General features: G+C 62.2%; 7 protein-coding genes. 5 read left to right on the forward strand and 2 right to left on the reverse strand.

Annotated elements, in window-relative coordinates:
- Positions 1-18,065, forward strand: an 18,065-nt coding sequence (locus tag QRN70_RS27615; RefSeq protein ID WP_502941685.1) for an immunoglobulin-like domain-containing protein, incomplete at its 5' end; no start/stop codon positions are given.
- Positions 18,066-18,211: 146 nt separating this feature from the next.
- Positions 18,212-18,550, forward strand: coding sequence for a hypothetical protein (locus QRN70_RS27620; protein ID WP_038369138.1), 339 nt, complete (start codon positions 18,212-18,214; stop codon positions 18,548-18,550).
- Positions 18,551-18,730: 180 nt separating this feature from the next.
- Here QRN70_RS27620 and lapD read toward each other — a convergent pair whose 3' ends face one another.
- On the reverse strand, positions 18,731-20,677 hold the full coding sequence (gene lapD, locus QRN70_RS27625) for a cyclic di-GMP receptor LapD (protein WP_285421007.1): 1,947 nt from the start codon (positions 20,675-20,677) through the stop codon (positions 18,731-18,733).
- A 14-nt stretch (positions 20,678-20,691) separates the two neighbouring features.
- Positions 20,692-21,384, reverse strand: a complete 693-nt coding sequence (gene lapG / locus QRN70_RS27630; RefSeq protein ID WP_285421008.1) for a cysteine protease LapG — start codon at positions 21,382-21,384, stop codon at positions 20,692-20,694.
- Positions 21,385-21,579: 195 nt separating this feature from the next.
- Between lapG and QRN70_RS27635 the strand changes: the two genes are divergently transcribed.
- From QRN70_RS27635 to QRN70_RS27645, 3 genes are all read left to right on the forward strand, one after another.
- A complete protein-coding gene (locus tag QRN70_RS27635; protein WP_285421009.1) occupies positions 21,580-22,290 on the forward strand; it encodes a GntR family transcriptional regulator in 711 nt (236 codons plus the stop codon).
- A 754-nt stretch (positions 22,291-23,044) separates the two neighbouring features.
- Entirely contained in the window at positions 23,045-23,818 is a 774-nt protein-coding gene (locus tag QRN70_RS27640) for a DUF3050 domain-containing protein (protein WP_285421010.1), read from the forward strand.
- The gene (locus QRN70_RS27645) at positions 23,815-24,744 is read left to right on the forward strand and encodes a diiron oxygenase (RefSeq protein WP_285421011.1); all 930 of its coding nucleotides are present in this window, start codon (positions 23,815-23,817) and stop codon (positions 24,742-24,744) included. Before QRN70_RS27640 ends, QRN70_RS27645 begins: the two co-directional genes overlap by 4 nt.
- The last annotated feature ends 7 nt before the right edge of the window (positions 24,745-24,751 follow it).

Consider the following 24,751-nt stretch of genomic DNA (forward strand, 5'->3'; position numbering starts at 1 on the left):
CTTACACCGCGACATTGACCAACCCGGCGCAGACGCCGGTCACCGTCACTCTGTCGAATGGCTCGACCATCACCATCGAAGCCGGCAAGACCAGCGGCAGCGTCAATGTACCGACCGCGGCCAACGACGTTTACAACAACGGCGGCACCATCAGCACCACCATCACCGGCACGTCCGGTGGCAACTTCGAAAACCTGGTGCCGAACCCGACGCCGGCGACCACGACCGTCACCGATTCGATCGACACCACCAACCTGTCCCTGAGCGCGGCGGGTTCCGTGGCCGAGGGTGGTTCGATTGTTTACACCGCCACCCTGACCAACCCGGCTGGTACTCCGGTGACCGTGACCCTGAGCAATGGCTCGGTGATCACGATTGAAGCCGGTAAAACCACAGGTACCGTGACCGTTCCGGCTCCGGCCGACGACGTTTACAAAGATTCCGGCAAAGTCGAAGTCACCATCGACAACGCCACCGGTGGCAATTTCGAGAATCTGGTGCCAAGTACCGTTCCGGCGGTGACCGAAGTTACCGATACCATTGATACCTCGACAGTGAAACTGACCGCCGATACTTCGGTGGCTGAGGGCGGCACGGTTACTTACACCGCCACCGTCGGTGCGCCAGTCACTGGCTCGCCGGTTGTCGTGACCCTGGCTAACGGCCAAAACATCACCATCGCTGTGGGCCAAACCACTGGCAGCGTGACCACCACCGCACCAAACGATGCGTTGACCGGCCATGCGCCGCTGACTAACTCGATCACTGACGTGAGCGGCGGCAACTATGAGAACCTGGTTGCCGATAAAACGCCGGTTTCGACTACCGTAACCGACACTGTAGACACCACTAACCTGTCACTCAGTGCGACCGGTTCCGTGGCCGAGGGTGGCTCGATTGTTTACACCGCCACCCTGACCAACGCCGCTGGCTCGCCAGTGACTGTGACCCTGTCGAACGGTGCCGTAATCACCATCGACGCTGGCAAAACCACTGGCACTGTGACCGTTCCAGCCCCGGCCGACGACGTCTACAAAGATTCCGGCAAAGTCGAAGTCACCATCGATAACGCCACCGGTGGCAACTTCGAAAACCTGGTGCCAAGCACCGCTCCAACCGTCACCGAAGTCACTGACACCATCGACACCTCGACCGTCAAATTGACCGCTGATACTTCGGTGGCTGAGGGCGGCACGGTTACTTACACCGCCACCGTCGGTGCGCCAGTCACCGGCTCGCCGGTTGTCGTGACCCTGGCTAACGGCCAAAACATCACCATCGCCGTCGGCCAGACCACTGGCTCCGTCACCACCGCCGCGCCAAATGACGCACTCAACGGCCACGCGCCGCTGACCAACTCGATCACTGACGTGACGGGTGGCAACTACGAGAATCTTGTTGCCGATAAAACACCGGTTTCGACTACCGTAACCGACACTGTCGACACCACTAACCTGTCGCTCAGTGCGACCGGTTCCGTGGCCGAGGGTGGTTCGATTGTCTACACCGCAACCCTGACCAACCCAGCCGGCACCCCGGTGACCGTGACCCTGAGCAATGGCTCGGTCATCACCATCGACGCTGGCAAGACCTCCGGCACCGTGACCGTCCCAGCTCCAGCCGACGACGTCTACAAAGATTCCGGCAAAGTCGAAGTCACCATCGACAACGCCACCGGCGGCAACTTCGAGAATCTGGTGCCGAGCACTGTTCCGGCCGTTACCGAAGTTACTGACACCGTCGATACCTCGACCGTCAAACTGACCGCTGATACCTCGGTCGCTGAAGGTGGCACGGTTACCTACACCGCTACCGTCGGTGCGCCAGTGACTGGCTCGCCGGTCGTTGTGACTCTGGCCAACGGCCAGAACATCACCATTGCTGTTGGGCAGACTACCGGCAGCGTGACCACCACCGCACCGAACGATGCGCTGACTGGCCACGCGCCGCTGACCAACTCGATCACCGACGTGAGCGGCGGTAACTACGAGAACCTGGTTGCCGATAAAACACCGGTTTCGACTAATGTCACCGACACCGTCGACACCACCAATCTGTCCCTGAGTGCGACCAACTCGGTGGCCGAGGGCGGCTCGATTGTTTACACCGCCACCCTGACCAACCCGGCCGGCACTCCGGTGACCGTGACCCTGAGCAATGGCTCGGTGATCACGATTGAAGCCGGTAAAACCTCAGGTACCGTGACCGTTCCGGCCCCGGCCGACGACGTTTACAAAGATTCCGGCAAAGTCGAAGTCACCATCGACAACGCCACCGGCGGCAACTTCGAGAACCTGGTGCCAAGCACCGTTCCGGCGGTGACCGAAGTTACCGATACCATTGATACCTCGACCGTCAAACTGACCGCCGATACTTCGGTGGCCGAGGGCGGTACTGTCACTTATACCGCCACCGTTGGTGCGCCAGTCACTGGTTCACCAGTCGTCGTAACCCTGGCCAATGGGCAGAACATCACCATTGCCGTGGGCCAAACCACTGGCTCCGTGACCACCACCGCACCGAACGATGCGTTGACCGGCCATGCGCCGCTGACCAACTCGATCACCGACGTGAGCGGCGGTAACTTCGAGAATCTGGTTGCCGATAAAACGCCGGTTTCGACCGCCGTAACCGACACTGTCGACACCACTAATCTGTCACTCAGTGCGACGGGTTCCGTGGCCGAGGGTGGTTCGATTGTCTACACCGCAACCCTGACCAACGCCGCCGGCTCGCCAGTCACCGTGACCCTGTCGAACGGTGCCGTCATCACCATCGATGCCGGCAAAACCACTGGCACCGTGACCGTTCCAGCCCCGGCCGATGACGTTTACAAAGATTCCGGCAAAGTCGAAGTCACCATCGATAACGCCACCGGTGGCAACTTCGAAAACCTGGTGCCAAGCACCGCTCCCGCCGTCACCGAAGTTACCGACACCATTGATACCTCGACCGTCAAACTGACGGCTGATACCTCGGTCGCTGAAGGTGGCACTGTCACTTATACCGCCACCGTGGGTGCACCAGTGACTGGTTCACCAGTCGTTGTAACCCTGGCCAATGGGCAGAACATCACCATTGCCGTGGGCCAGACCACTGGCTCCGTGACCACCGCCGCACCGAACGATGCGTTGACCGGCCATGCGCCGCTGACTAACTCGATCACCGACGTGAGCGGCGGTAATTACGAGAATCTGGTCGCTGACAAGACTCCAGTCAGCACCACCGTGACCGATACCGTCGAAACCACCAATCTGTCACTCAGTGCGACCGGTTCCGTGGCCGAGGGTGGTTCGATTGTTTACACGGCGACGCTGACCAATGCTGCTGGTTCGCCAGTGACCGTGACCCTGTCGAACGGTGCCGTAATCACCATCGATGCAGGCAAAACCACGGGTACCGTGACCGTCCCGGCTCCAGCGGATGATGTCTACAAAGACGCCGGTTCCGTGCAGGCGACCATCACCAACGCCACTGGCGGAAACTTCGAGAACCTGGTGCCAAGCACCGTTCCCGCCGTCACAGAAGTTACTGACACCGTCGATACCTCGACCGTGAAACTGACCGCTGATACCTCAGTCGCTGAAGGCGGCACGGTTACGTACACCGCTACTGTCGGTGCGCCAGTGACTGGCTCGCCGGTTGTGGTAACTCTGGCCAACGGCCAGAACATCACCATTGCCGTCGGCCAAACCACTGGCTCTGTCACCACCACTGCACCAAACGATGCACTCAACGGCCATGCTCCGCTGACCAACTCGATCACCAACGTGACGGGTGGCAACTACGAAAATCTGGTTGCCGACAAAACGCCGGTCAGCACCACCGTGACCGACACGGTCGACACCACCAACCTTTCGCTCAGTGCGACCGGAACCGTGGCTGAGGGCGGTCAGATCACCTACACCGCAACCCTGACTAACGCCGCTGGTTCGCCAGTGACCGTGACCCTGTCGAACGGTGCCGTAATCACCATCGACGCTGGCAAAACCACGGGTACCGTGACCGTCCCAGCCCCGGCCGATGACGTTTACAAAGATTCCGGCAAAGTCGAAGTCACCATCGATAACGCCACCGGCGGCAACTTCGAGAATCTGGTGCCAAGCACCGTTCCAGCTGTCACCGAAGTCACCGATACCATCGATACCTCGACCGTCAAACTGACTGCCGATACTTCGGTCGCTGAAGGTGGCACGGTTACGTACACCGCTACTGTCGGCGCGCCAGTCACCGGCTCGCCAGTCGTCGTGACTTTGGCCAACGGCCAGAACATCACCATTGCCGTCGGCCAGACTACCGGCAGCGTGACCACCACCGCACCGAACGACGCACTCAACGGCCATGCGCCGCTGACCAACTCGATCACCGACGTGAGCGGCGGTAACTACGAGAACCTGGTCGCTGACAAGACTCCAGTCAGCACCACCGTGACTGACACCGTCGACACCACCAACCTGTCGCTCAGCGCTACCGGCTCCGTGGCCGAGGGCGGCTCGATCGTTTACACCGCCACCCTGACCAACCCAGCCGGCACTCCGGTGACCGTGACCCTGAGCAATGGCTCGGTCATCACCATCGACGCTGGCAAGACCTCCGGCACCGTGACCGTCCCAGCCCCGGCCGACGACGTTTACAAAGATTCTGGCAAAGTCGAAGTCACCATCGACAACGCCACTGGCGGTAACTTCGAGAGCCTGGTGCCAAGCACCGTTCCCACCGTCACCGAAGTGACTGACACCGTCGATACCTCGACCATCAAACTGACCGCTGATACCTCGGTCGCTGAAGGTGGCACTGTTACCTACACCGCTACCGTCGGTGCGCCAGTGACTGGCTCGCCGGTCGTTGTGACCCTGGCTAACGGCCAAAACATCACCATCGCTGTGGGCCAAACCACCGGCAGCGTGACCACCACCGCGCCAAATGACGCGCTCAACGGCCACGCGCCACTGACCAACTCGATCACCGACGTAAGCGGCGGTAATTACGAAAACCTCGTCGCCGATAAAACGCCGGTCAGCACCACCGTGACCGACACCGTCGACACCACCAACCTGTCGCTCAGCGCCACCGGTTCCGTGGCCGAGGGCGGTTCGATCGTTTACACCGCCACCCTGACCAACCCAGCCGGCACTCCGGTGACCGTGACCCTGAGCAATGGCTCGGTCATCACCATCGACGCTGGCAAGACCTCCGGCACCGTGACCGTCCCAGCTCCGGCCGACGACGTCTACAAAGACTCCGGCAAAGTCGAAGTCACCATCGACAACGCCACTGGCGGCAACTTCGAAAAACTGGTGCCAAGCACCGTTCCAGCTGTCACCGAAGTCACCGATACCATCGATACCTCGACCGTCAAACTGACCGCGACCGAGTCGGCGGCAGAGGGCGCCACCGTGACCTACACCGCCACAGTCGGAGCGCCAGTCACCGGCTCGCCGGTCGTGGTAACCCTGGCCAACGGTCAGAACATCACCATCGAAGTCGGCAAGACCTCAGGCACCGTGACCACCACCGCGCCAAACGATGCACTCAACGGCCACGCGCCGCTGACCAACTCGATCACCGACGTCAGCGGCGGTAATTACGAAAACCTCGTCGCCGATAAAACGCCGGTCAGCACAACGGTGACCGACACCACCGACACCACCAACCTGTCGCTCAGCGCGACGCCAGTGGTGAACGAGGGTGGCCAGATCGTTTACACCGCGACCCTGACCAACGCCGCCGGCACCCCGCTGACCGTGACGTTGAGCAACGGCGCCGTGATCACCATCGACGCCGGCAAGACCTCCGGCAGCGTGACCGTGGATGCACCGAAGGATGACGTCTACAAGGACGCCGGCACCGTAGAGGTGACCATCAAGGACGCCACCGGTGGCAACTTCGAAAACCTGGTGACCAGCAACACTGCGGCAGTGACCACTGTCAACGACACCATCGACACCTCCACCGTGTCGCTGACCGCCACCGCTAACGTCGCCGAAGGCGAAACCGTGGTCTACACCGCGAGCGTGACCGCGCCAGTGACCGGTTCGCCGGTCGTGGTGAGCCTGTCCAACGGCCAGACCATCACCATCGCCGTCGGTGAAACCACCGGCAGCGTGAACTTCGTCGCACCCAACAGCCCCTTGGCGGGCGGCAGCTCGCTGAGCGTGACCATCGACGCAGCGATCGGCGGCAATTACGAAAAACTGGCGATCGACGGCAAGTCCGCCGACACCGCGGTTGCGGATACCACCGACACCACAAACCTGAACCTGAGCGCCAGCGACTCGGTGGCTGAAGGTGGTTCGATCGTCTACACCGCGACCCTGACCAACCCAGCCGGTACTCCGGTGACCGTGACCCTGTCGAACGGTGCCGTCATCACCATCGAGGCGGGCAAGACCAGCGGTACCGTGACCGTTCCGGCTCCGGCCGATGACGTTTACAAGGATGCCGGCAAGGTCGAGGCGACTATTTCCAGCGCCACCGGTGGTAACTTCGAGAACCTGGTGCCGAGCACCGTTCCGGCCGTTACCAACATCACCGACACCCTCGACACCACCACCGTCAAATTGACCGCCACTGAGTCGGCGGCTGAAGGCGGTACCGTGACGTACACCGCCACCGTTGGCGCTCCGGTCACCGGTTCGCCAGTTGTCGTGACCTTGGCCAACGGTCAGAACATCACCATTGCCGTGGGCCAAACCACTGGCAGCGTCTCCACCACCGCACCGAACGATGCGTTGACCGGCCATGCGCCGCTGACCAACTCGATCACTGACGTGACGGGCGGCAACTACGAGAACCTGGTTGCCGACAAGACGCCGGTTTCGACCAACGTCACTGATACCGTCGACACCACTAATCTGTCGCTCAGCGCGACGGGTTCCGTGGCCGAAGGTGGCTCGATTGTTTACACCGCCACCCTGACCAACCCGGCTGGTACTCCGGTGACCGTGACCCTGAGCAATGGCTCGGTGATCACGATTGAAGCCGGTAAAACCACAGGTACCGTGACAGTTCCGGCTCCGGCCGACGACGTTTACAAAGATTCCGGCAAAGTCGAAGTCACCATCAATAACGCCACCGGCGGTAACTTCGAGAATCTGGTGCCAAGCACCGCTCCGGCTGTCACCGAAGTCACCGACACCATCGATACGACTTCCGTGAAGCTGACCGCCACCGAGGCGGCGGCTGAAGGCGGTACCGTGACCTACACCGCCACCGTTGGCGCTCCGGTCACCGGTTCGCCAGTTGTCGTGACCCTGGCCAACGGCCAGAACATCACCATCGCTGTGGGCCAGACTACCGGCTCCGTGACCACCACTGCGCCGAACGATGCGCTGACCGGTCATGCGCCGTTGACCAACTCGATCACTGACGTGAGCGGCGGTAACTATGAGAACCTGGTTGCCGATAAAACGCCGGTTTCGACTACCGTAACCGACACTGTCGACACCACTAACCTGTCGCTCAGTGCGACCGGTTCCGTGGCCGAGGGCGGTTCAATTGTTTACACCGCGACGCTGACCAACGCCGCTGGCTCGCCAGTCACCGTGACCCTGAGCAACGGTGCCGTGATCACCATCGACGCCGGCAAAACCACTGGCACCGTGAGCGTCCCTGCGCCAGCCGACGACGTCTACAAAGATGCCGGCTCCGTACAGGCAACCATCACCAACGCCACCGGTGGCAACTTCGAGAACCTGGTGCCGAGCACCGTTCCGGCCATCACCAGCGTGACCGACACCATCGACACCACCACTGTGAAGCTCACTGCCTCCGAAACGGCGGCTGAAGGTGGCACTGTTACTTACACCGCTACTGTCGGCGCACCGGTGACTGGCTCGCCGGTCGTGGTAACCCTGGCCAACGGCCAGAACATCACCATCGCTGTGGGCCAAACCACCGGCACCGTGACCACCACCGCACCGAACGACGCACTCAACGGCCACGCGCCGTTGACCAACTCGATCACTGACGTGACGGGCGGCAACTACGAGAACCTGGTTGCCGATAAAACACCGGTTTCGACCAATGTCACCGACACCGTCGACACCACCAATTTGTCCCTGAGCGCGACCAACTCGGTGGCCGAGGGCGGTTCGATTGTTTACACCGCGACATTGACCAATGCCGCTGGCTCGCCAGTGACGGTGACTCTGTCGAACGGCGCGGTCATCACCATCGACGCTGGCAAAACCACTGGCACCGTGACTGTTCCGGCTCCGGCCGATGACGTTTACAAAGACGCCGGTTCCGTGCAGGCGACCATCACCAACGCCACTGGCGGCAACTTTGAGAACCTGGTGCCAAGCACCGTTCCAGCCGTTACCGAAGTCACTGACACCATCGACACCTCGACCGTCAAATTGACCGCTGATACTTCGGTGGCTGAGGGCGGCACGGTTACTTACACCGCCACCGTCGGCGCGCCAGTCACCGGCTCCCCGGTTGTCGTGACCCTGGCCAATGGTCAGAACATCACTATCGCCGTCGGCCAGACCACTGGCTCCGTCACCACCACTGCACCAAACGATGCACTCAACGGCCATGCGCCGCTGACCAACTCGATCACTGACGTGAGCGGCGGTAACTACGAAAACCTGGTTGCCGACAAGACTCCAGTCAGCACCACCGTGACCGACACCGTCGACACCACCAATCTGTCGCTCAGTGCGACCAACTCGGTGGCCGAGGGCGGTTCGATTGTTTACACCGCAACCCTGACCAATGCTGCTGGCTCGCCAGTGACGGTGACCCTGAGCAACGGTGCCGTAATCACTATCGACGCGGGCAAAACCACCGGCACCGTGACCGTTCCGGCTCCAGCTGACGACGTCTACAAAGACGCCGGCACTGTGCAGGCGACGATCACGAACGCCACTGGCGGCAACTTTGAGAACCTGGTGCCAAGCACCGTTCCAGCCGTTACCGAAGTGACCGACACCATTGACACGTCGACCGTCAAACTGACGGCCGATACCTCTGTCGCTGAAGGTGGCACGGTTACTTACACCGCTACTGTCGGTGCACCAGTGACCGGCTCGCCGGTTGTGGTAACCCTGGCTAACGGCCAAAACATCACCATCGCTGTTGGCCAAACCACCGGCAGCGTGACCACCACCGCACCGAACGACGCACTCAACGGCCACGCGCCGTTGACCAACTCGATCACTGACGTCAGCGGCGGTAACTACGAGAATCTGGTCGCTGACAAGACGCCGGTTTCGACCAACGTCACTGACACCGTCGACACCACCAATCTGTCGCTCAGTGCGACCAACTCGGTGGCCGAGGGCGGTTCGATTGTTTACACCGCCACCCTGACTAACCCGGCCGGCACTCCGGTGACCGTGACCTTGAGCAATGGCTCGGTGATCACCATCGACGCGGGCAAAACCACCGGCACCGTGACCGTCCCTGCTCCGGCCGATGACGTCTACAAAGACGCCGGCACTGTGCAGGCAACTATCACGAACGCTACCGGCGGCAATTTCGAGAACCTGGTGCCGAGCACTGTTCCTGCCGTGACCAGCGTTACTGACACCATCGACACGTCGACCGTCAAACTGACGGCTGATACCTCGGTCGCCGAGGGCGGTACTGTCACTTACACCGCCACCGTGGGTGCACCAGTGACTGGCTCGCCGGTCGTTGTAACCCTGGCCAACGGCCAGAACATCACCATCGCTGTGGGCCAGACCACCGGCACCGTGACCACCACTGCGCCGAACGATGCGCTGACCGGTCATGCACCGCTGACCAACTCGATCACTGACGTGACGGGCGGTAACTACGAGGACCTGGTTGCCGATAAAACACCGGTTTCGACTAATGTCACCGACACCGTCGACACCACCAATTTGTCCCTGAGCGCGACCAACTCGGTGGCCGAGGGCGGTTCGATTGTTTACACCGCGACATTGACCAATGCCGCTGGCTCGCCAGTGACGGTGACTCTGTCGAACGGCGCGGTCATCACCATCGAAGCTGGCAAAACCACCGGCACTGTGACCGTTCCAGCCCCGGCCGATGACGTCTACAAAGACGCCGGTTCCGTGCAGGCGACCATCACCAACGCCACTGGCGGCAACTTCGAGAACTTGGTGCCAAGCACCGTTCCAGCCGTTACCGAAGTTACCGACACCATTGACACGTCGACCGTCAAACTGACGGCCGATACCTCAGTCGCTGAAGGTGGCACCGTCACTTACACCGCTACCGTCGGCGCACCGGTCACCGGTTCGCCGGTCGTGGTGACCCTGGCCAACGGCCAGAACATCACCATTGCCGTCGGCCAGACCACCGGCAGCGTGACCACGACCGCACCGAACGACGCGCTGACCGGCCACGCGCCGCTGACCAACTCGATCACCAATGTGAGCGGCGGTAACTACGAAAATCTTGTGGCCGACAAGACGCCGGTCAGCACCAACGTCACTGACACCGTCGACACCACCAACCTGTCGCTCAGCGCCACAGGTACTGTGGCCGAGGGTGGTCAGATCACCTACACCGCCACCCTGACCAACGCTGCTGGCTCGCCAGTCACCGTGACCCTGAGCAACGGTGCCGTGATCACCATCGACGCCGGCAAAACCACGGGTACCGTGACCGTTCCAGCTCCAGCGGATGACGTCTACAAAGACGCCGGCTCCGTACAGGCCACCATCACCAAAGCTACCGGCGGCAACTTCGAGAGCCTGGTGCCAAGCACCGTTCCGGCCGTCACCAGCGTCACCGACACCATCGACACGTCGACCGTCAAACTGACCGCTGATACCTCGGTCGCTGAAGGTGGCACTGTCACTTACACCGCCACTGTCGGTGCGCCAGTCACCGGCTCGCCGGTCGTTGTGACCCTGGCCAACGGCCAGAACATCACCATCGCTGTTGGCCAGACCACTGGCAGCGTGACCACCACCGCACCTAACGATGCGCTGACTGGCCATGCACCGCTGACCAACTCGATCACCAACGTGACGGGCGGCAACTACGAGAATCTTGTGGCCGACAAGACGCCGGTCAGCACCAACGTGACCGACACCGTCGACACCACCAACCTGTCGCTCAGCGCCACCGGTTCGGTGGCCGAAGGTGGCCAGATCACCTACACCGCGACACTGACCAACGCCGCTGGCTCGCCAGTAACGGTGACCCTGTCGAACGGCGCGGTCATCACCATCGACGCGGGTAAAACCTCGGGCACCGTGACCGTTCCGGCTCCAGCTGACGACGTCTACAAAGACGCCGGTTCCGTGCAGGCAACCATCACCAACGCCACCGGTGGCAACTTCGAGAACCTGGTGCCGAGCACCGTTCCGGCCGTCACCAGCGTCACCGACACCATCGACACCACCACCGTGAAGCTGACTGCAACCGGTACGGCGGCCGAGGGCGGCAACGTCGTCTACACCGCCACCGTGGGTGCACCGGTCACCGGCTCGCCAGTCGTGGTGACCCTGGCTAACGGCCAAAACATCACCATCGCCGTCGGCCAGACCACCGGCACCGTGACCACCACCGCACCTAACGATGCGCTGACTGGCCATGCGCCGCTGACCAACTCGATCACCAATGTGAGCGGCGGTAACTACGAAAATCTTGTGGCCGACAAGACGCCGGTCAGCACCAACGTGACCGACACCGTCGACACCACCAACCTGTCGCTCAGCGCCACCGGTACCGTGGCCGAGGGCGGTTCGATTGTTTACACGGCGACGCTGACCAATGCTGCTGGTTCGCCGGTGACCGTGACCCTGTCGAACGGGGCCGTGATCACCATCGAAGCTGGCAAAACCACCGGCACCGTGACCGTTCCGGCTCCAGCTGACGACGTCTACAAAGACGCCGGCACTGTGCAGGCGACGATCACGAACGCCACTGGCGGCAACTTCGAAAACCTGGTGCCGAGCACCGTTCCGGCCATCACCAGCGTCACCGACACCATCGACACGTCGACCGTCAAACTGACCGCTGATACCTCGGTCGCTGAAGGTGGCACTGTTACCTACACCGCTACCGTCGGTGCGCCAGTCACTGGCTCGCCGGTCGTTGTAACTCTGGCCAATGGCCAGAACATCACCATTGCTGTTGGGCAGACTACCGGCAGCGTGACCACCACCGCACCGAACGATGCGCTGACTGGCCACGCACCGCTAACCAACTCGATCACCAACGTTACCGGCGGCAACTACGAGAATCTGGTCGCCGACAAGACGCCGGTTTCGACCAACGTCACTGACACTGTCGACACGACCAACCTGTCGCTCAGCGCCACAGGTACCGTGGCCGAGGGTGGTTCGATTGTTTACACGGCGACGCTGACCAATGCTGCTGGTTCGCCGGTGACCGTGACCCTGTCGAACGGGGCCGTGATCACCATCGATGCCGGTAAAACCACCGGCACCGTGACCGTTCCGGCTCCAGCTGACGACGTCTACAAAGACGCCGGCACTGTGCAGGCAACTATCACGAACGCCACTGGCGGCAACTTCGAGAATCTGGTGCCGAGCACCGCTCCGGCCGTCACCAGCGTCACCGACACCATCGACACGTCGACCGTCAAACTGACCGCTGATACCTCGGTCGCTGAAGGTGGCACTGTTACTTACACCGCTACCGTCGGTGCACCAGTGACTGGCTCGCCGGTCGTGGTAACTCTGGCCAACGGCCAAAACATCACCATCGCTGTGGGCCAGACCACCGGCACCGTGACCACCACCGCACCTAACGATGCGCTGACTGGCCATGCACCGCTGACCAACTCGATCACCAACGTGACGGGTGGCAACTTCGAGAATCTGGTTGCCGACAAGACGCCGGTTTCGACCAACGTCACTGATACCGTCGACACCACTAACCTGTCCCTGAGCGCGACCAACTCGGTGGCCGAGGGTGGTTCGATTGTTTACACGGCGACCCTGACCAACGCCGCTGGCTCGCCAGTGACCGTGACCCTGTCGAACGGTGCCGTAATCACCATCGACGCTGGCAAAACCACTGGCACCGTGACCGTTCCAGCCCCAGTCGACGACGTTTACAAAGACGCCGGCTCCGTACAGGCGACCATCACCAAAGCTACCGGCGGCAACTTCGAAAACCTGGTACCAAGCACCGCGCCTGCCGTGACCAGCGTCACCGACACCATCGACACCACCACTGTGAAGCTGACTGCCAGCGGTACGGCGGCCGAGGGCGGCAACGTCGTCTACACCGCCACCGTGGGTGCACCGGTCACCGGCTCGCCAGTGGTGGTAACTCTGGCCAACGGTCAGAACATCACCATTGGCGTCGGCCAGACCACCGGCTCCGTTACCACCACCGCACCGAACGATGCGCTGACCGGTCACGCACCGCTGACCAACTCGATCACCAACGTCACGGGCGGCAACTACGAGAACCTGGTCGCTGACAAGACTCCAGTCAGCACCACAGTGACCGACACCGTCGACACCACCAACCTGTCGCTCAGTGCGACCGGCTCGGTGGCCGAAGGCGGCCAGATCACCTACACCGCGACCCTGACCAACGCCGCTGGCTCGCCAGTCACGGTGACCCTGTCGAACGGCGCGGTCATCACTATCGACGCGGGCAAAACCTCGGGCACCGTGACGGTCCCCGCTCCGGCAGATGACGTCTACAAAGACGCCGGCTCCGTGCAGGCCACCATCAGCAAGGCTACCGGCGGCAACTTCGAAAACCTGGTGCCAAGCACCGTTCCGGCCGTGACCAGCGTCACCGACACCATCGACACCACCACCGTGAAGCTGACTGCCAGCGGTACGGCGGCCGAGGGCGGCAACGTCGTCTACACCGCCACCGTGGGTGCCCCGGTCACCGGCTCGCCAGTCGTGGTGACCCTGGCCAACGGCCAGAACATCACCATTGCCGTCGGCCAGACCACCGGTTCCGTGACCACCACCGCACCGAACGATGCGCTGACCGGTCATGCGCCACTGACCAACTCGATTACCAACGTGACGGGCGGCAACTACGAGAACCTGGTCGCTGACAAGACTCCAGTCAGCACCACCGTGACCGACACCGTCGACACCACCAACCTGTCGCTCAGCGCGACCGGCTCGGTGGCCGAAGGTGGCCAGATCACCTACACCGCGACCCTGACCAACGCCGCCGGCTCACCGCTTACCGTGACTCTGAGCAACGGTTCGGTGATCACCATCGACGCCGGCAAAACCACTGGCACCGTGACCGTTCCGGCACCGGCTGACGACGTCTACAAGGACGCCGGCACCGTGCAGGCGACGATCACCGGCACCAACGGCGGCAGTTTCGAAAACCTGGTGACCAGCAACACGCCAGCCGTGACCAATGTCACCGACACCGTCGACACCACCCAGGTCAGCATCACCGGCAGCACTTCGGTCACCGAAGGCCAGACCGCCAGCTACACCGTCAGCCTGACCCACCCGGCACAGACAGAAGTGACCCTGAAAATCGTCTACAGCGGCACCGCTGCCGACGGTTCGGACTTCACCGGCGTGTACACCGTGAAGATCCCGGCAGGCGCCAGCAGCGCGCAGTTCAACGTGGCGACCATCGATGACAAGATCACCGAAGGCACCGAGAACTTTGTGGTCAAGATCGATTCGGCCACCGGCGGCAACTTCGAGAACCTCGCGATCAGCAGCACCAATGGCAGCGTCAGCACCTCGATCATCGACAACGATGCGCCACCGGTCATCGACCTCGACGCCAACAACTCCAGCGGTGCCACCGGTGCCGACTACAAGGTGACCTTCACCGAAAACACTCCGGGCGCCGGTGTGTCGATTGCCGACACTGACCTGACGATCACCGATCCGGACAGTACGATGCTGACCGGTGCAACCATCGTCCTGACCAACCGTCAGGACGGCGATGCGCTGAACCTGGGCAACAGCGTCAACGGCATCAGCATCAATGCCAACAGCACCAACGGCACCGTGACCCTGACCCTGTCGGGCAACGCGACGCTGGCCGACTACATGCAGGCCATCAAGAACATCAGCTTCACCAACAGCAGCGAAAATCCGAGCACCGTGCCGCGGATCATCACCGTGACCGTGACCGATGGCGGCAACTACTCCAACACCGCGACCACCACGGTCAACGTGGTGGCGGTCAACGATGCGCCGGTTGCCGCACCGAGCAACGTCACCGGCACCGAAGACACCCCGCTGGTGCTTGGCTGGTCGACCTTTGGTGTGACCGACGTCGACAGCCCGGCCAGCAGCCTGGGCATCAAAATCACCCAGCTGCCAGGCGAAGGCAAACTGCAGTATCTGGATGGTTCGACCTGGAAAGACGTCGCCAACAACCAGACCTTCAGCAAGGCCGATATCGACGCCGGCAAGCTGCGCTTCCTGCCGGATGCCAACGAGTCGGGCGTCAACGGTTACGGCGGCACCGGCATGGGCAACAATCAGGCGGACTACGCGCAGATCAAGTTCCAGCCAACCGATGGCCAGTTGCTGGGCAACACCGGCACCGTGAAGATCGACATTACGCCGGTGGCGGATGCGCCGACCGTGAGCGTGGCTGACAACAGCGTGAAGTCCACCGGGCTGATCAAGGAAGTCTGGACCGGCTTGGCCGGCCTGGGCACCGACGGCAGCGGCGCGAACTCGACCACGCTGAAAAACGTCATCGATGGCGCCGGTACGCCGAACTCCAGCGGCACCGTGACCAACGTGCAGTCCGACGGCAGCGTGACCGCGGGTACCGCGTCGAAGACATCGGGCCTGATCTATCTGGAAGCCGGCAAGACCTACACCTTCAGCGGTACCGGTGACGACAGCCTGCTGGTGACCATCGGCGGCAAGAACGTGGCGGCGACCACGTGGGGCGCGGGTGGCAACCTCAATGGTTCGTTCACCCCGACCACCAGCGGCTACTACACCCTGGACATCTACCACCACAACCAGAGCGGCCCGGGCAGCTACGACGTCAACCTGTCGGTCAACGGCAGCACGCCGATCGACCTGAGCAGTGCCGGCGTGCCGCTGTACACCGGCGTCACCGACCTGGTGAACTCCGGCGTGACCGTTTCCGATCTGCACGGCAGCAACGGCGAAGGCTATTACGACGGCTACAAACTCAACACCGGCGCCGAAGGCACTACGGTGAAACTGTCGGCGGTCACCACCGCCCTGACCGACACCGACGGCTCGGAAACCCTGAGCGTGAAGATCAGTGGCGCGCCGGTCGGCTCGGTGCTGAGCGACGGTGCCGGCCACAGCTTCACCGTCACTGCGACCAGCGGCGATGCCAACGTCACCGGCTGGAACCTCGGCAGCCTCACCGTGACCCCGCCGACCTACTACAACGGCCAGTTCAACCTGACCGTGACCTCGACCTCCACCGAGGCCGTGGGCGGATCGGCCAGCAGCACCGCGACCATTCCGGTCACCGTAGTGCCGGCGGTCTACACTGCGTCGGTCGCCACTTCCGGCGATGACACCTTCAACGGCACCGACGGCAACGACATCATGGTCGCCGACATCGGCGGCCTGACCGTGGTGCCGGGCACCAACTACAACATCGCGTTCATGGTCGACAGCTCGGGCAGCATGAGCGCTTCGTCGATCAGCGCGGCCAAGGACTCGCTGACCTCGGTGTTCAACACCCTCAAGCAAAGCATGGGCGGCAGCAACTCGGGGACGGTGAACATCTTCCTGGCGGACTTCGATACCCAGGTCAACAAGTCGGTGTCGGTGAACCTCAACGACCCGAACGCGCTGACCAAGCTCAAGGCCGTGCTGGACTCGATGGCGTCCGGCGGCGGTACCAACTACGAGGACGTGTTCAAGACCACGGCCAACTTCTTCCAGAGCGCGGAAGCCGTGGCCAACACCGGTGCGAAGAACCTCACGTACTTCATCACCGACGGCCAGCCGACCTACTACCAGAACGGCGAGCAGACCAACCCGACGCTGTACGGCAACGTCAAACTCGATGACGTGGTGAAAACCAGCAACTACAAACTGGGTGATACCTTCAGCACCACTCTCGACAGCACCCACACGCTGAGTATCAACAGTGCTGGCACCGTTACACTGAAAACCTACAGTTCCTGGTGGGGTTGGAGCAGCAGCAACCTGGGCACCATCCACGCCCAGGGTGACGGCACTTACGAGTTGTCGAGCCTGGCCGGCAGCGGTAGCAGTACCGATTCGTCGACCACCTCCAACTCCAACAGCAGCTTCGCTTTGCTCAGCGGACTGTCGAACGTCGAAGCCATCGGCCTCAACAGCGGTGTCAGCCTCAACGACCTGAAACCCTACGACTCGGACAAGACGCCACAGACCAACATCGATCCGAAGGACCTGGCCAACTCGATCATCGGCCATACCGAAGCGACGATGCCGGGCAACGACACCGTCAGCGGTGGCGACGGCAACGACATCCTGTTCGGCGACCTGGTGAGCTTCAACGGCATTGCCGGCGAGGGTTACCAGGCGATGCAGGCGTTCGTCGCGCAGCAGACCGGCACCGATGTCAGCAAGGTCACCACCAGCAATGTGCACCAGTACATCACCGAGCACTATCAGGCGTTCGATGTGTCCGGCGCGCATGACGGCAACGACACGCTGCTCGGCGGCGCGGGCAATGACATCCTCTTCGGCTCGGGCGGCAACGACCTGCTCGATGGCGGCAAAGGCAATGACATCCTGCTCGGCGGCACCGGCAACGACACGCTGATCGGCGGCCAGGGCAATGACATCCTGATCGGTGGTTCGGGCGCCGACACCTTCGTCTGGAAGGCGGGCGACACCGGCAACGACGTGATCAAGGACTTCAACGCCAGCGAAGGCGACCGCATCGACCTGCGTGACCTGTTGCAGGGCGAGACCGGTAGCACCATCGACAACTTCCTGAAGATCTCCACGGTCGACGGCGTGTCGTCGCTGCAGGTCAGCTCGGCCGGCAAGTTCAACTCCGGCGATGCCGCCGCGGCGACGCCAGACGTGACGATCAAACTGGAAGGCAACAACTGGTCGACGGCCAACATTCACAACCTGATTGCCGGCAGCGATCCGACCATCAAGGTCGACCACAACAACAGCTGATGCGTGAACCACGGCCGCCCCAATGGGGCGGCCGTCACGTTTGCCTGCACGCTGGCGGTGACGATTTCGTCGGCGCACCGCATACTCGCGCACAGTTGGCTATGCTGCTGACAGCATGACGCTGGTCCATTTCCGAGGGATGCTCAATGTTTTACGTGCAACGCGATGCGCAGGGTCAGTTGATTCGCGTGGAAGCCGCGGCCTATGCCGAGGCCACGGAAACGCTGCCCGCCGACCACCATGAAATCCAGGCCTGGTACGCCAACGAAGCCGTGGAGAACAGCCTCAAGCAGCTCAAGCAGAGCGACTTCGAGATGATCCGGGTACTCGACGACCTGATTCAGGTGCTGACCCAGAAAGGCGTGATCCGCGTCACCGACCTGCCGCCGGCAGCCCAGGCCAAGCTGATGGACCGGACCCAGGCGCGGGAAGCGCTGGGCGGGTTGAGCCAGTTGATCGACGAGGATGAAGGCGGGTTGATCTGATCGGCCTGTAAGTCGATCGATTTGATCGTTGCCACGTCGAACCGTCCGCGTGGGAATGCCGCCGGTGACGCTGCGCGTCATAACACTCCGATGGCGTGACTGAAACGCAGAGCGTCCCTTTATGCCTTCCCACGCAGACGGTTCGACGCCTCGACGTGGGAACGATCATCTGGCACTGCATTATTTCCAGGGCTTGGGCTCGCCAAACAGCTGCCCCTGAACCCCATACAAGCCCATCTCGCGAATCACCGACAACTCCCCTTGCGTCTCGACCCGCTCGGCAATCAACGGCAGGTCGATGCTGTGCGCCGCCCGCTGGATCGCCTCGATGAACAGGCGCTTGTCGCTTTCCTGATCGATCGAGCGAATGTAGCTGCCGTCGATCTTCAGGTACGCCAGGCCCAGGCGCGCCAGATTGCCGATCATGCTGAAACGCCCGCCGAAGCGTTGCAGGCTCAGCGAGAAGCCCAGCTCGCGCAGGCGCCGGGTCAACTGCTCGAGCACCGCTTGCTCCGGCAGTTGCTCCTCACCGATTTCCAGGGTCAGGCGCGGACCGAGGTTGGAATGGGCCCGCAGAATCTCGAAGACTTTGTTCAGCGCCTGCGGATCGGCCAGGGTCGCCGAGGACAGGTTCAGCGCCAGCGATTCTTCGTGACCGGCCATTTGCGCCAGTACCCGCTCGAGCATCAGCCGATCCAGGCGCGCGGTCCAGCCAAAACGCTCCAGCCACGGCAGGAAGCGCCCGGCGGGAATGGTCTGGCCCTGCTCGTCGAGCAAGCGCGACAGCACTTTGTAATGCAGCACCAGTTGCGTGTCCTGGGCGGCCACCACCGGCTGGAAGAACAGCTCGAAGCGCTGCTGCGTCAACGCCTGATCGAGCAGGCGATGCCAGGCGTGGTGATCGTCGCCGACCTCCGCCACCAGACTCTGATCGAGGCAGGCCCAGTTCTGCTCGCCCTGCCCTTCGGCCTGGGCCAGGGCCTGGTCGCCGAGGCTGAGCACGGCTTGCGGCGAATCGCCATGCGCGAACGGCGCCAGGCCGATCGAGGCAACGGCGGCCACGTCGGTGGCGCCCGTGGCGTGCAGGCTGCTCAGGGCGCTGTCGAGGTTCTGCGCCAGTTGCAGGGCTTCCTCGCGCACCAGCCCCGGCGCCAGCACGGCAAATTCGCCGCCGCGGATGCGCGTCACCAGATTTTGCGTTTCCGGGTACTTGGCGCACTCGCGGGACAGTTGTTCGCCCACGGCTTTGAGCAATTCATCGGTGCGCTGGCCGCCCAGGCGCTGGTTGAGACCGGCCAGGTCCTTGACCCGCAACAGCAGCAGGTAACCGGAGCTGGCCTGCTCCGGGTTGCTCACCCGGGCGTTGAGTTGCATCTCGAAATAGCGGCGGTTGGCCAACCCGGTGAGGTTGTCCTGATAGGACTCGGCGCGCAGTTTTTCACTGCGCTCGGCCTGCTCCTGGAACAGCGCCTTGAGCTTCTCCACCATCTGGTTCATGGCCAGCACCACACGGCGCAATTCCGGGGTGCGCGGCAGCTCCGGCAGGCTGAGGAATTCGCGGCGGGCGATCGCATGGGATTGCTTGACCATGTAGTCCAGCGGCTTCAACTGCCGGCGCAGCAACAGCGCACCGAGCACCGCACTCACCGCGCCGCAGAGCAGCAGCCAGCCGAGGCTGCCCAGCGCGCTCTGCCAGAGCTTGGCGAGGGCGAACATCGGGTGGCTGACCACCTCGACCCGCGCCGCCTGCTCCCAGCCACGACTGACCAGTGCGTCGCCACCGGCCGGTTCCAGGCCGATCAGTTTGACGAACCACTCCGGCACGTTGCTGACTGCCGGAATGCCGTTGCGCTCGACGATGGTCTGGTCGGTCTTGAGGTCCACCACACGGATGCTCGCGTAGTAGCCGCTGTCGAAAATCGAGCTGACCAGCAGCTCGACCATCGCCGGGTCGTCGATGTTCGGGGTCAGCGACAGCGCCAGCGCCGTGGCGGCGTCCTGGGCGTGGGAGCGCAACTGGTTGACGTACTGGGTGCGCGAACTCTCCAGACTGACCATGAAGCTGCCGGTGAAGGCGACCACCAGGAACAGACAGATTGCGATCAACAGCTGTTTGAACAAAGACATCTGAGCGCGTGCTCCTAGTTAGTCGTCTCGACCGGGAAACCTTCGGCCTGCATTTTCTTCAGCACATCCTGCCAGCGTGACAGGCGTTTGGTGTCACCGACCTTCTTGTTGCCCTTGGCCCCCGGCAGGTACAGACCTTCGGCATTGAAAGAGTAGACCGGCAGCAAATCGGTTCGCTGGGACGCAGGCTGAATCGGATCGATCAGACTGTCGAGCACCAGCGGCATGGCATCGGGACTGGAATAGTAAGTCAGGACCATGTGCGCGCGGTTCTGGCGCAGGGCCTTGACGTAGGTGATGCGTAACTTGTCACTGGCCACGCCGAGGTGGCGCAGGCTGAAATACTTGGCGATGGCGTAGTCTTCGCAGTCGCCGGCGCCCTTCCACAGCGCCTCGATCGGGGTTTCCCAGTAATCGACTTCGTGCCACAGGTCGATGTCTTCGACGTAGCGCATCTGTTTATTGAAGAACAGGTTCACCACCTTGAGCTTGTCCATCTCGCTGACCTGCTTCTGCGTGGCCAGCAGATTCTGCCAGGCATCGATGCGCTGCTGCCCGGCGCCCAGCGGCCCGTACAGCGCCGTGGCCTTGCGGCTGATCGCGGAAAAATCCCAATCGGCATGCAGGCCGCCCAGCATGACGCCGGCCAGCAGCAGTGCGCAGCCGAGCCAGCGCACAGTCCGTGGGATCGCGAATCGTACCGCCAATGCAAGGCATCCAGGGGCAGGGAAGGAAAGCGTTTGATGGTGAAGGTTAGCCCAGCAAAAAACAATGGCACCATGAGATCATCGGCCGCGCGCTAAACTGCGAGGTGACGGGTTCCTCTACACGGTTTGACAACCTGTAGAGCAATCACTAGTGTCCTTTGGATCCAAATTCCGTAGTCAACAGGGTGTGCAGTTGTGACCCAGAAGCCCAAGCCACTCCACAGCATCAAAGTCGACGGCCCGATCCCCGCGCACCTGGCGCGCTCGGTCATCGAAGAAACCCTGCGCTCGGCGATCCTCGACGGGCGCCTGCCCTGCGGCACCGCCGTGCGTCAGCAAGACCTCGCGGACCTGTTCGGTGTCAGCCGCATGCCGGTCCGCGAAGCCTTGCGCCAACTGGAGGCACAGGGCCTGCTGAACGTGGTGGCGCACAAGGGCGCGGTGGTCGCGCCACTGATCCAGGGCGATGCTGCGGAAACCTACGAGCTGCGCATCCTGCTCGAATCCGAGGCGCTGCGCCAGTCGATCCCGTTGCTCACCAGTGCCGATCACGAACGCGCGGCCGGCTACATCGAGGAGCTCGAAGCCGAGCACAACTACACCGAGATCGGCCGGCTCAACCGGCTGTTCCACATGGCTCTCTATGCCAAGGCCAGCAACGGCCGCCTGCTGCGGCTGGTGGAAGACGGCCTGAACGAGGAAGAACGTTTCCTGCGTTTCAACCTGGAAGCCATGGGCCTGGGCAAACTGTCCCAGGACGATCACCGGGCGCTGTTGCAGGCTGTCCGCGAGCGTGATGTCGCCCACGCGGTACAACTGCTCGAAAATCACCTCAACCGCGGCGTCGAAGTCATCACCCGGTACCTCGCCAGTGCCAGCGGGCAAAGTCGCAAAAACGCGCATTGAGTCGCCTGCCGGGCAACGCTCCTGCCGTGCCCGGCGAATAACCCTCTTACAAATCCTCCCCCCGGCCCCGGCGATTTGCCGTGGCACATCCACACCAGCGCTCTAACCTCCCTGTGCCCCGAACAGCCGGCCATTGGCAGCCCGCGCAGGCGTTTCGACCATAGCCGCGGCGCCGATTTACGCGCACCCTTGGACGGCCAACCCCATTAAGAACGGGTGACGCACCGCTCCGGCGGAGCAGTCCCCGCACCAGGAACCTACGGAAGGAGTCTTGTCACGGGAAAAGGAAGGAACGCCGCCGTTCCAGGCCAACTTCATCCCCGCAAATCATTTCAATTACTTAATTAGAAAGTTGCTTCGAGTGAGGCATTCACTCTTATTATCCAATTTTGGTGATTAATTACCGAAAGGAGCAACTACGCCCAAATAAAACTTGCTCGACAAGTTTTATCAGCCCAACTCATCCGCGAAAAACAAACAACTTAAAATAATTAAAAATTACACTTGTTAAGTTGTTTTGCGATGTATTAGTTTTTCTTCGCCGAGTTTGGATCCGCACTGCCAGGCCGGCGCAACCAGACAGACTGGCCCCGAGCGCGATGTTTCAGCTGTGCGCTGCCGTCCGGGCCATTCAATCCATTGCCAACTTTCATCGCAATCGAATGAGGCTATCGCTCGCCTGAAGAAAGTTATCCAGCGTTGTTAGCCGATGTTAACGAATCCCGATATCCCTATAAGCCAGAGGCTCGCCAATATGCCAACCAAACAACAACTTGCCTTGAAGAAAGCCGAACTCAGCGTTCATCCGATCTTTGCCGAAATCGACTCGCTGTCGGTACTGCGCCGGTTCATGGAGTCGCATGTCTTCGCCGTGTGGGACTTCATGTCGCTGACCAAACGTCTGCAACAGGAACTGACCTGCACCCGGCTGCCGTGGTTGCCGCCGCGAGATCCGCACGCCGCGCGCCTGATCAATGAAATCGTCCTCGGCGAGGAGTCGGATGATCGACTGTCTCATGGGCATTACAGCCACTTCGAGCTGTACCTGGATGCGATGCGTGAAATCGGTGCGAGCACAGCGGCGGTGGAACGCTTCGTCGCGCTGCAACAGGAAGGCGTGAGTTACGACGTGGCCCTGCAGAGCGTCGACGTTGACCCGGCCGCCGCGCGCTTCGTCCGCGACACATTGCACACGGCGCTGAATGCGCCGGGCCACTGCGTAGCGGCGGCATTCCTGCATGGCCGCGAGAGCGTCATTCCGGACATGTTCCAGCGCATGCTCGATGCCTGGGGTATCGGCGTCGAACAGGCGCCCACCTTCCGTTACTACCTGCAGCGCCACATCGAAGTCGACTCCGAAGACCATGGCCCGGCCGCGGAAAATCTCCTTGAGCGCCTGGTCGGTGGCGACCCGCAACGCGAGGCCGAAGTCTACGCCAGTGCCGTCGCCGCCGTGGAAAGCCGCATCGCCCTGTGGGACGGCCTGCGCCTGAGCATGCGTGAAGCACTGGTGGAGGTGGCCGAATGAACGCCGCCGATTACCAGTCCTTCGCTGACGCCTGGGAAAGCCGCGCAACCATCCGCACTCGCCCGCGCCGGGTGCTGGAGGACGACGCCCGGCTGATCTATCCGCTGAGCCGGCAACCGCTGGTGCTCAGCGAAACTTTCCTGCGCGAATGCCCGCAACAACGCGACTTCGCCCTGGTGCAGACGCTGTACAAGTTCATCAACGACGTGGTGATTTTCGAGACCGAAATCGTCGACAAGACCGCCCGCAGCATCGCCAAGAACCGCTTCGCGGTGAGCTTCCCGTTCGCCTGCCGCTACGACGCCATGACCGTGGTGGTAGACGAGGATTACCACGCGCTGGTGGCGATGGATTTCATGCAGCAGACCGTGGCCATGACCGGTATCGCGCCGATCGAACTGCCCGCTGAAATCGAGCTGAGCCGGGCGATTCCGGCCGCTGTCGGCCTGGCACCGGAGCACCTGCGCAGCGCCGTCGAACTGATCTGCGTGGCCATCGCCGAGAACACTGTGACCGGCGATGTCGCGGCGTTCGCCCGGGACGACACGGTCAAGCCATCGATCAAGGGCCTGATGGCCGATCACTTGCTCGACGAGGGCCGGCATTCGAGCTTCTGGGCGCGGATGGTGCGCATCTACTGGCACACCGCGAGCGATGCCGATCGCCAGTGCATCGCCGACATCCTCCCGGTGTTCATCGGCCATTACCTGACCAATGACATCCAGAAAGCTTTCGACCTGCGCCTGATCGACGCCCTGCCGGTCAACGACGCCACGCGCCGTGCGCTCAAGGACGAGATGGCCGGGCTGGCCTTCCCGATCAATCGCCACCACCCGCTGGTGGCCAACATCGTGCGTTTTTTCCACAACAGTTCGCTGCTCGACACGCCCTGCGTGCAGCACGCGCTGCGCGACTACCTGGTTTGATGAGGAG

This window comes from Pseudomonas sp. efr-133-TYG-5, assembly GCF_030209175.1.
In the GTDB taxonomy this organism is placed as follows: Bacteria; Pseudomonadota; Gammaproteobacteria; order Pseudomonadales; family Pseudomonadaceae; genus Aquipseudomonas.